This window comes from Leptolyngbya cf. ectocarpi LEGE 11479 (assembly GCF_015207065.1).
GTDB lineage: Bacteria > Cyanobacteriota > Cyanobacteriia > Phormidesmidales > Phormidesmidaceae > Leptothoe > Leptothoe ectocarpi.
The window spans coordinates 1-9,736 of the sequence record NZ_JADEXP010000248.1; the positions used below are offsets into that span (position 1 = coordinate 1).

At 49.0% G+C, this 9,736-nt stretch carries 12 protein-coding genes; 11 read left to right on the plus strand and 1 reads right to left on the minus strand.

Annotated features, from left to right (window positions below):
* Nucleotides 1-444 precede the first annotated feature (444 nt).
* On the plus strand, nucleotides 445-822 hold the full coding sequence (locus tag IQ260_RS21385) for a hypothetical protein (RefSeq protein WP_193995120.1): 378 nt from the start codon (nucleotides 445-447) through the stop codon (nucleotides 820-822).
* 303 nt (nucleotides 823-1,125) lie between these two features.
* Nucleotides 1,126-2,097, plus strand: a complete 972-nt coding sequence (locus tag IQ260_RS21390) for a hypothetical protein (RefSeq protein WP_193995121.1) — start codon at nucleotides 1,126-1,128, stop codon at nucleotides 2,095-2,097.
* A gap of 26 nt (nucleotides 2,098-2,123) precedes the next feature.
* Here IQ260_RS21390 and IQ260_RS21395 read toward each other — a convergent pair whose 3' ends face one another.
* Complete coding sequence (locus tag IQ260_RS21395) at nucleotides 2,124-3,110, minus strand: GntR family transcriptional regulator (RefSeq protein ID WP_193995122.1); 987 nt, start codon at nucleotides 3,108-3,110, stop codon at nucleotides 2,124-2,126.
* A 172-nt stretch (nucleotides 3,111-3,282) separates the two neighbouring features.
* Here IQ260_RS21395 and IQ260_RS21400 point away from each other — a divergent pair, with 172 nt between their 5' ends.
* The 9 genes from IQ260_RS21400 to IQ260_RS21440 all read left to right on the plus strand — a co-directional run.
* On the plus strand, nucleotides 3,283-4,026 hold the full coding sequence (locus tag IQ260_RS21400; RefSeq protein ID WP_193995123.1) for a dienelactone hydrolase family protein: 744 nt from the start codon (nucleotides 3,283-3,285) through the stop codon (nucleotides 4,024-4,026).
* A gap of 150 nt (nucleotides 4,027-4,176) precedes the next feature.
* A complete protein-coding gene (locus tag IQ260_RS21405) occupies nucleotides 4,177-5,055 on the plus strand; it encodes a S1 RNA-binding domain-containing protein (protein ID WP_193995124.1) in 879 nt (292 codons plus the stop codon).
* Nucleotides 5,055-5,918, plus strand: a complete 864-nt coding sequence (locus tag IQ260_RS21410; protein ID WP_193995125.1) for a Tab2/Atab2 family RNA-binding protein — start codon at nucleotides 5,055-5,057, stop codon at nucleotides 5,916-5,918. Before IQ260_RS21405 ends, IQ260_RS21410 begins: the two co-directional genes overlap by 1 nt.
* 28 nt (nucleotides 5,919-5,946) lie before the next feature.
* A complete protein-coding gene (locus IQ260_RS21415; protein WP_193995126.1) occupies nucleotides 5,947-6,780 on the plus strand; it encodes a carbohydrate ABC transporter permease in 834 nt (277 codons plus the stop codon).
* A gap of 81 nt (nucleotides 6,781-6,861) precedes the next feature.
* A complete protein-coding gene (locus IQ260_RS21420) occupies nucleotides 6,862-7,200 on the plus strand; it encodes a copper resistance protein (RefSeq protein WP_193995127.1) in 339 nt (112 codons plus the stop codon).
* Nucleotides 7,201-7,270: 70 nt separating this feature from the next.
* The gene (locus tag IQ260_RS21425; protein ID WP_193995128.1) at nucleotides 7,271-7,594 is read left to right on the plus strand and encodes an ATP-binding cassette domain-containing protein; all 324 of its coding nucleotides are present in this window, start codon (nucleotides 7,271-7,273) and stop codon (nucleotides 7,592-7,594) included.
* Nucleotides 7,595-7,881: 287 nt separating this feature from the next.
* Entirely contained in the window at nucleotides 7,882-8,127 is a 246-nt protein-coding gene (locus IQ260_RS21430; protein WP_193995129.1) for a hypothetical protein, read from the plus strand.
* A 639-nt stretch (nucleotides 8,128-8,766) separates the two neighbouring features.
* Nucleotides 8,767-9,231: a TIR domain-containing protein gene (locus IQ260_RS21435; protein ID WP_193995130.1), complete on the plus strand. Its 465-nt coding sequence runs from the start codon at nucleotides 8,767-8,769 to the stop codon at nucleotides 9,229-9,231.
* A gap of 42 nt (nucleotides 9,232-9,273) precedes the next feature.
* Nucleotides 9,274-9,736: toll/interleukin-1 receptor domain-containing protein (locus IQ260_RS21440; RefSeq protein ID WP_193995131.1), on the plus strand; the 463-nt coding region annotated here is incomplete at its 3' end.

The following is a 9,736-nucleotide window of genomic DNA, read 5'->3' on the forward strand; positions in this document are numbered from 1 at the left end:
TCTTTTCCATGGCCTCCTACAAACGTCGCAAACTCAATCAGCATCTGATTGACAGGTTTATTCGAAACTTAGACTTAGACGAGACTTTGATTAAATCACATCCCAACTTTCCAAGTCTTTGTGACTATGGGGTGCTAGTCTCCTAATTCTGTCCGGAGTATTGATTTAAAGTGCATACATGGAAAAAATCGACGTTGCTGGTTTTCGCTATGATTTCATCTGCCGAATATTAGCTAGTCGTGGATTTCACAGATCGGTCCATCCTCTAAATCAGCAGCGGCAACAAATCTGGCTGCTAACTACTATAGGGAATCGATTTCTTTATGCTTAGTCGACTCTGGGCATCAGTAATGCTTTACAGAGATGACCTTACTCGAATTCAGTGTCAAATTTGACACCATTCTTTTCAGTAGATCAACTTTTATTTCATTGAGGTTATCGTAAATGGACAATATTAAAGAATCTATTCAAAGTGCTCTGGAGATTGATGGCACTATTGGTACTGCCATTGGCGATTGGGGAACAGGTTTTTCCTTAGGGCAAGCAAGCCTGAATGATAATTCTTTCTCTACCGCAAAACTGGAGCAAGCCATTGCCCTCAATGCCGAAGTTATCAAAGCGAAAAATAGAGCTCGTGAAGGGCTGCAGCTGACAGCTCCCATCGAAGATATTCTGATTACGTTGGCCGATCAATATCATTTGATCCGTATATGTGACCTGGTTGAAGGTGTCTTCTTTTATTTAGTCCTGGATCGTGAGAAGGCTAATTTAGGTCTGGCCCGCATTAAACTGCGTCAGATCGAGCAAAGTTTGCAGATGTAATGCTGGCTATACCCAGTCATTTCAGCGATAATTAAACCTACGCAGCAATGCTCTTGTTTTCCTCTTCTGTGGAGCGAGAAATATTGTTGTGTAGGTTACCCATTAACATACTAATTTTTCTTCAGAATGTACGAAGGAAAGCGAGCTCGATCCTTAGCTGATGCTAACAATGAATTACTGAAGATATGGGTTGCCCGCTACCTGCCAGACCTAGGGGCAATTTCCAGTCAGGTGAGACCCCATATAGAACAACGTTTGAGACGGACGATTCTATCTGAGTCGCGCCAGGCGACTGCGCATAAAATGAGATCTTGCCTAGCATCAGATTGGGGGCTCGCGGCGGCAGAAACACAATCACTTTTACTTGCAGCAGGGGTTTCGATCGATAGCTGGGACTTACAGAATCTCAGTATTCATATCCATAAGGTTTTTGAGACGTTAATTGACGGTTACGAATATTCTTTTATATTCTCACCGGTTATAGAACATCTGCATGACATCGAGTCGGAGAAAGGAAGATTGGAGGCCGCAGCCCTAGTCATACCAAAATTTGAGCCCTTGATGTTCACCCTAGGGCCAATGCTGCATGAATTAAAGGCACTGTATTTTTCATCCATCAATCGACATCTGGTGGGGTTTATGACAACCCACATGCACTTTACCCAACGGTTGATTCTTAGCCATCTGTCAATTGATGAGCGTCTTTGGCTGGCACCTTATTTACAGCTTTTGGACGAACTTACCTGCATGCCCTGGCAGCGTATTTGCTCAATGGCATCAGCGGTCACCTATCATCCGGATGTGGTGGCTCTTGTCAAAAGAATGCTACCTAAAATAGGGTCTATCTCATTACTCACCTATCAAAAAGCACTACAAACATACCCTCACCACATTAGCTACCAAGGTCGCCTCCATTCTGAAGCGGTTCAGCGTTCCAGTATGCGCGATCTAAATATGTTTCAAACGTATATTTGGCTATGCTTTCTAGAAGGCAATATGTCAGCTATTGAGAAAAAACTGTTGCCAATTTGTGTTCAGTCATTCTCGTTGACCAACGTTAAATGGGAGCTAGTTAACTTTGCAATCAAAACGTTGATAGAGTCTATTCACGAGCAGCTAACTCCGGCTGAAAGTGCTCTTTTTACAGCGAATTCAGAGGCTATTCAAGCCCTGTTTATCAATGCTGCTCCTGCAACAAATCAAGGATATTTAGTAAAACAACAGCTCCAGGGCGCTAAGCGACTAACCAATGTTAGCTACACCTGGCGGCCCTAGATGTGTTTCCAACTTGCCTACAGAGGTCAATCTAGACCTAGCTCACGTTTAAGCACCTCGATTGACTTTTCACCAATGTAGTTTTCACAACAGATTACTTTGGGTGGGCGGATGATGTCTTCTCTAGCAGCCTGGAGGGCTTCTTTGACGGCTGGAAAGCTGGCCTGATCCAGGGCGACTATGGTTTGAGCGCTGCGGACAACGGCAGAGAGTTTTTGGTCATCTTCGGTTTGAGCGGTCATGACTAAAATCTCGTCACCTCGTAGGCTGTAGGACAGTACCTCGGCGGCTCGGAGAATACCAGAGCTGAGGCTAACCAGACCGAGACAGGTATCTTTGGGTAAATCTTTGAGCTGCCCCAGTTCTTCGGCATAGTCGTAAATGTCAATGGGAATGACGCGTACGGACTTGGGGGCGGCGATCGCTTCGGCTTCGTTAATGAAGTAGCGGCTGGTGACGACGGTACCGGAACGGGTTTGGGACAGGACGTCCTCGAGTTCCTCTAGGGGCACGAGCTGAACGGGGATATGTAGGGCCTGCTCCAGCTCCCGCACCATAAGCTCACCAGCGCCAATGTCCTGACGGGGGGTGGTGACTAATACCCTGGCGCTGCAGCGTAACCGCCAGTCGATCTCTCCTAGGAACAGCTCGCGGGCCTGGTGTAGCGAGCAACCCTGGCGCAGCAGTTCGTCCAGACTGCTTTCTACCAGTTCTTGGGCCTTGGGAAACTGGGCTAGCAGCGGGGAGCGGGGCTTATCAATTTCAACATTGCCCTGGGTGCGTACGTAGATGCCGGAGCCGGGCTGGGCTTCGACTACGCCGGCATCTTCTAGCTGGCGGTACACCTTACTGATAGTGTTGCGGTGCAGGCCGGTTTGCATTGCCAGCTGTCGGGTACTGGGGAGGCGATACCCAGGCGGATATTGGCGAGATGCGATCGCAAACCAAATCTGGTCGTAAAGCTGTGTGGACGCTGGAATTTCGCTATCGGTTTGAATATGAAATTGCACCATGGATCGGGCTTAGTTACCGTCTAAACGGGAGAATCTAACGTGGTTTGGCTACCTAGCAATAGCGCAAACCACAACCAGGCTACCCAACATTACATAGAGGTTACTCGTGAAACCGGGTTTTAATATGTGACAATTCTCATTTAACTGGCATAGGCAACAAAAATTCACAATCATGACTACCCCAGAGATCGCGACGAATACTATCGAGGTCCAAAGCGGCGACATCACCCTGCCGGTGTACGTGGCCATACCCGACGGCAAGGGTCCCTTTGGAGCGGTCATTGTCCTCCAGGAAATTTTTGGCGTGAATAGCCACATCCGCGATGTTACTGAGCGCATCGCCCGTGAAGGCTATGTAGCATTGGCCCCAGCCCTATACCACCGGCAGGCCCCCGGCTTTGAGACTGGCTACACCCCTGAGGATATTCAGGTGGGCCGCCGGTACAAGGTGCAAACCAGGGCCGATGAACTGCTGAGCGATATTCAAGCCACCATCGACTATGCCAAAACGCTGCCCCAGGTAAAGGATGGCGGTGTCGGCTGCATCGGCTTTTGTTTTGGTGGCCACGTGGCGTACCTGGCGGCCACGCTGAAGGATACGGTTGCGATCGCCTCCTTCTATGGTGCCGGTATCCCCGACACCGCCTTTGGTCCTGGACCGGTGGCCCTGGACCGCACGGCTCACATCACCGGCACCCTCCATTGCTTCTTTGGTACCGAAGACGCCTCTATTCCTGCCGAGGCCGTTACCCAGATTCGCACCGCCCTACAGCAAAGCCGTATTGACTACCAGATCTTTGAATACGAGGGCGCAGGCCATGGCTTCTTCTGCGACCGTCGCGGTAGCTATAACGCCAATGCCGCCGCCGATGCCTGGGAAAAGGTAAAGCAGTTATTTACGGACAAGCTGGCTTAGTGCTCTCCATTCTCTACGTCCCATTGAGCATTAACCATTGGTCGACAATGCTCAGCTTCCGCGAAAACTTCAGCTTCCGCTGGGCAAAAATTGACTTACACTTGGAAAACTGACTTTTTATGGGAGCCTGTCCCAACAGGCCATAGACCGTTGACTTTTTCTGCTGACGATTTTCTCAAAGCCCTGGACCAGCACGACTTCAACTTCGAGAAGGGAGCCGTCGTTACGGGTAAGGTAGCCAGCCATCTAGATGACGGGGCCTACATCGATATTGGTGGCAAAGCAGCAGCCTTTCTCCCGGCCCGTGAGGCATCGGTAGATTCCAGCGTCCCCCTCGAAGAAGCCGTGCCCATCGATAGCGAGCGGGATTTTCTGATTGTTCGGGACCAGGATGCCAATGGTCAGGTGATCTTGTCCATCCGCAAGTTAGAAATCAAAGAAGTCTGGTCTCAGCTAGAGCAGCGCGAAGCCAATAAGGACATCCTCGATGTCACGGTCACAGGCACTAATAAGGGTGGTGTGACCGCCGATGTAGAAGGCCTGCGGGGCTTTGTCCCCCGTTCCCATCTGGTCAACCCACCAGAGGATCTAACCACCCTAGTGGGCCAAACTATCTCGGTAGCGTTTCTAGAAGTTAACGAAGAGAACAATAAGCTAGTTCTATCTAACCGCAATGCTGCCCGTACCACAGTCATGGGGCAGCTCAACCCAGGTCAGCTGGTGGATGGCAAAGTGGGGGCAATCAAACCGTTTGGAGTGTTTGTTGATTTTGACGGAGCCCGTGGGCTCCTCCACGTCAAGCAAATCAGTAAGAGTTTTGTCTCTTCCATTGGGGATGTTTTTGAAGTGGGGCAAGCGGTTAAGGCCGTGGTGCTCAACCTAGATGAAGAGAGGGGGCGCATTAGTTTGTCCACCAAGGTGTTAGAAAAATATCCGGGCGAGATTATGAAAGAGCCCGAAAAGCTGATGGCCGAAGCAGCTGAGCGGGCCGCTGATCCAGGTAAGCTGTTGGCGGAGCAGGACGGCTAATGGGTAGCGTATGGGAATTGGACTTTTATTCGCGCCCGATCTTAGATGACAACAAGAAGAAACGCTGGGAAGTTCTTATTTGTGAAGGCACCCAGTCAGTCGCAGATAAACCTGAACAAGGGCTGCGCTACAGTAAGTTCTTGTCAAATCAACAGGTCAACTCGATCGAGCTGAAAGAGGCGTTAGCAGAAGCGCTGGATAAAGCAGACGAAGCGCCTACTCGGGTACGTTTCTTTCGCTATCAGATGCAGAATATGATCAAGCGGGCCTGTGATGAGCTGGGGCTGACGGCTAAGCTCAGCCGTCGCACCCTGACGCTGCAGCACTGGCTCGATGATCGCAAGGAAAACTTTTATCCGCAGCAGCCTGGATATCAGGCGGGAAAATCTGCCTCGACCGTGCAACCCATCGAAGGGGCGCGCCCACTGCCCGATGCCTTGATGGGGAAAAGCTGGGCGATGGTAAGCCTGCCTGCTAAGGAGTTTGCCGACATGCCCGAGTGGGATATTGGTTTTAGCGAGGCGTTTCCCCTGGCGATGGCTGGCCTGTCTGCCGATACGATGGTGCCTGGTATTCTAATTTTTTCGGAGCGGGCTCTCCCTTTAGCCGGCTGGATGTCGGGGCTGGAGATGGCGTATTTAGATGTACAGATTGGTGAACTATCGCAGCTGTTGCTAGAAACCGGCAGCAATGACACGTGGATTATGGCTAGCCTTAACCGTCCTGAGCTGCAGAAAGAGGCTGAGCGATTTATGGCGGCCAAAGAGCAGGCCAATCAGGTCCACTTTGTGGCGGTGCAAGACAATCCTGACTCAGAATCCTTTGCTGGATTTTGGCTGATGCAAAAACGTACCTTTGGTTAATGTTGGTTAATATCTGGCGGCGGCACCCATGCTAAACCAAAAGCGCTGGTGGGAACTTGTGTTGATGTATGCGCTGTTGGGGGGAATTGCGATCGCAATGCTCCTGCCCCTGCTCTGGCTGGTCAGCACCGCCTTCAAATCCGGCGCTGAAAACATCTTTGAGTTTCCCCCTCGCTTTTTCCCCCAGCAGCCCACCTTTAGTAACTTTGTAAAAGTGTGGCAGACCAATCCCTTTGGTCGTTACTTTTTTAACAGCACCCTGATTGCGGTCATTACTGTCGGGCTAAATCTCCTATTTTGTTCCCTAGCCGCCTATCCCCTAGCGAGGCTGACATTTCGCGGTCGAGAACTGATCTTTTCGCTGATTGTCGCCACCATTCTGATTCCCTTCCAAATCGTCATGATCCCGCTGTACATCCTCACCGTACGTTTGGGGCTGACCAACAGCTATCTCGGCGTAATTTTCCCCTCCATCGCCTCCGCCTTTGGCATTTTTCTCATGCGCCAGGCTTTTCAGAACGTTCCCAAAGAGCTAGAAGAAGCCTCCCGCATTGACGGCTGTTCTGAGCTTGGTATCTGGTGGCACATCATGATTCCATCGGTGCGCCCGGCCCTGGTTACCCTAGCCATCTTTGTCTTTATCGGTTCCTGGAGTGACTTTCTCTGGCCGCTGCTAGTGCTCAATCGCCCCGAATATTACACCCTTCCCCTGGGTGTTGCCCGTTTAGCAGGTAGTTTCTCCCTGGACTGGCGGTTAATTGCCGCTGGCTCCGTCATCGCCACGGCCCCCATTTTGCTTTTCTTTATCGTTATGCAGCGTTACATCGTTCCTGACGAAGTTAGCAGCGGCGTCAAGGGCTAGGAAATAGGGCATTTCAGCTTCTATGACAGCCCGTCTTTTGACAGGGTCTAACCTAGGGAACTAACATCGCTAGGTGATTTCATGCATCAGCCTGTGATAGATAGCTCCACCGCCACACAACTTGTTCCACCGAAGAAGAAGCTCTTTTCCATGGGAATCTGCTCAAGTGGAATTGTCTCTATCGGCATTTCTGCCCACGGTGTGGTTGCCATTGGCGTCATTTCTCACGGCATCGTTTCTATCGGTGTGATTTCCATGGGCGTCCTCTCTACGGGGCTAGTATCCATGGGGCTTTTGACCTCGGGGTTAGTGTCCATGGGGATTAAAGCATCGGGGCCAACCAGTATGGAACTGATGATGGACCATAGCGGTATGGACCACGGTGACATGAACCATGGTGATGAGCCGGCAGCAGAATAAATCATTAGCTTGAGGCGTTGGGATTGTCCGTGGTGCTCTTGGTTAACTCTACTCTTTACAGCTACTTGAGGTGATTGCGGCATTTCGAGATCGCAATGGCGAGGTTGTCGCCCACGGACGTACTAACGATGAGCTATCCCTGAGTCTGGCACCGCAGCTGGTGGAGAGTCTCTATGGAACACTGGCGGACCTGCGACGTGAGGGATTAACAATTTTGCTGGTGGATCAGATGGCAAGCTTAGCCTTAGCAATTGCAGACCGCGCCTATCTACTAGAGACGGGACAGATTGTGCGCTCGGGCACCGCAAAAGAGCTACGAGATGATCCAACAATTGTCGAGAGCTATCTAGGCGCAAATACTCGCACAGAAAATCTCGAAGAACGCGCCAGCTAATGTCACTAAAGCATTTGAAACGTTCTTGCCAAACTCCCCCTTGACTTGATCAAGAGTTATCGCTACTCTTAGCTCTATGGCTGTTCACGGCCTTACTACAGAGCCCATAATTTAGCGCCATCAGCAGGTGCTGACAACACCATGCTGATGACTTCACCCCCGAGTTGCGTACACAACCTGGGAGCGCAGGTTTAATGTACCTGATGCCGCCCCGGATTGCCTAATATACGGGGTGGCTATTTTATGGCTCTGGTTTCCTCCCACTGTTTATTTGGAGATCAGAGTCTATGTTTATCGACCCAAATCTCGGCGCTGGCGCGCCCACGGATCCCCCTGCCGACGGGACTTTACCCGACTATGACTATGAAAATGTGCGGCTCCTGCTGCTGGGCACCCTCAGCTCGGTGCAGGCAACCATTGCCCTACTGTACAAACTCAACTATGCCGAACCGAACGACTGGAGCCGTCCGCTAGCGACAGGGCGACCCAACGAGGTGATGGCAATTTTGACCAAACGGGTCCGGGTGGATTAGCGGATATACCGCGTGGGGTACGTTGCGGCGTGCCCTTTTGACCGGACTTCGACTCCGCTCCGCCCTCGTTGCGATCGTGTTTTTTAGCAACGTTAGTTTGTCCGGAAATCTTTAGCGATTTTCTTGATTGCTTCGACAATGTCGGTCTGGGTTTGGTTGCGATCACCATTCTCCTTGTCAAAGATGCCTAGCGAGCTTACCGTCTCTAGGCAGCGAGTTCAGCGACTATTTAGCCGAAATGGGGCAGAAATTTCTAATTTCAGGACAAGAAAGCAGTATATAAAAATTTACAATTCTCCTCGGGAAAATGGCTTGGTTTGTCTGAAGGCTCGATTAGATTGCTATCTCGCAAACTGCAGTGGCTGATGCTTTGAATGTCACAAGTGTCTATGCAAAATCCTTTACAGAACAGTTCTTTGAATGGTTACCTAAGATCAGGTATTTCCAGCAAAGTATTTTGTAAGCAATTTTGCACACCTGCATATCAGCGTGAGCTCTATACGCTAATGGATATGGAGGTGATCGATTTTCTTGTAGTACTGTCTAGAATATATTAGACATTATTTAAGCAACGGAGCATAGACAATACAGCCGAGTGTAATGTATTCGACCTTACGAGTGTAGCTCTACACAAGAATAATGACTCAAGCAATCGATGTTTTTGTTTCCTATTCTTCTAAGGATGAAGAACTGAAGGACGAACTCTTGAACCATCTCGCTTTGCTCAAACGGAAAAAAATTATTTCAGCTTGGCATAGTCGAGAAATATTGCCAGGTGCTGATTGGCTTGGAGTTGTTGATGAACACATTGAATCGGCACAAATTATTCTTTTGCTGATTAGTGCTGACTTTTTAGCTTCAGACTACTGTTACGAGGTCGAAATGAAACGAGCAATGAAGCTACATGATTTAAAGAAGGCAATCGTCATACCAGTAATTCTAAAACCAACTGATTGGCAAGATTCTCCTTTTGGCAAACTGGAGCCTCTACCAAGGTTTGCGGAACCAGTAATACTTTGGAGGCATCGTGATGAAGCATTCTCTAGTATTGCCAATTCTCTTGGAGAATTAGTTGATAACCTCATTAAGAACTATCAAAGTTAGTCTGAAAATTATAAGCTAGTTGTTCTGCAGGCATGTATAGATATGGCTAATGACTATAACACTCTTGTGATTGAGCGAGTCAATGTATACATTGCTTATGCTCGTAATAATGAAAGAGATGCAAGCTTAGTTAAAACATTAGTTAGTAAGCACTTATATCGATTATGGCAATCAGGGATTGCAAAATGTGAGTACGAGATTCCTTTTGGTGAGAATTTTGAGAAGTTAACAGAGGAACGGCTAAGGACAGCAGATATTATTCTTTTGATGATAAGTCCTGAGTCAATGAGTTCAAACTATTTTTTAGATACTGAAGTAAGTCTAGCACGAGCAAGATGTGATAATAGTATTGCTGTTGTTATTCCAGTATTACTTCGTCCTTATTCTTTGCGAAATTTCCCATTATTAAAAGGTCTACAGGTATTGCCTCGTAATGATATTGCGATTACTTTATGGCCTGATCAGGATGCAGCATTTTCAGAGATCGCCAGCGAAATTGGTGCAT

Bases quoted from the DNA above. Each gene is read 5' to 3' on its own strand.
- IQ260_RS21420 (WP_193995127.1), top strand. From the start codon at position 6,862: ATGCATCAGCCTGTGATAGATAGCTCCACCGCCACACAACTTGTTCCA.
- IQ260_RS21435 (WP_193995130.1), top strand. From the start codon at position 8,767: ATGACTCAAGCAATCGATGTTTTTGTTTCCTATTCTTCTAAGGATGAA.
- IQ260_RS21390 (WP_193995121.1), top strand. From the start codon at position 1,126: ATGAGATCTTGCCTAGCATCAGATTGGGGGCTCGCGGCGGCAGAAACA.
- IQ260_RS21395 (WP_193995122.1), bottom strand. From the start codon at position 3,110: ATGGTGCAATTTCATATTCAAACCGATAGCGAAATTCCAGCGTCCACA.
- IQ260_RS21410 (WP_193995125.1), top strand. From the start codon at position 5,055: ATGGGTAGCGTATGGGAATTGGACTTTTATTCGCGCCCGATCTTAGAT.
- IQ260_RS21430 (WP_193995129.1), top strand. From the start codon at position 7,882: ATGTTTATCGACCCAAATCTCGGCGCTGGCGCGCCCACGGATCCCCCT.
- IQ260_RS21415 (WP_193995126.1), top strand. From the start codon at position 5,947: ATGCTAAACCAAAAGCGCTGGTGGGAACTTGTGTTGATGTATGCGCTG.
- IQ260_RS21400 (WP_193995123.1), top strand. From the start codon at position 3,283: ATGACTACCCCAGAGATCGCGACGAATACTATCGAGGTCCAAAGCGGC.
- IQ260_RS21385 (WP_193995120.1), top strand. From the start codon at position 445: ATGGACAATATTAAAGAATCTATTCAAAGTGCTCTGGAGATTGATGGC.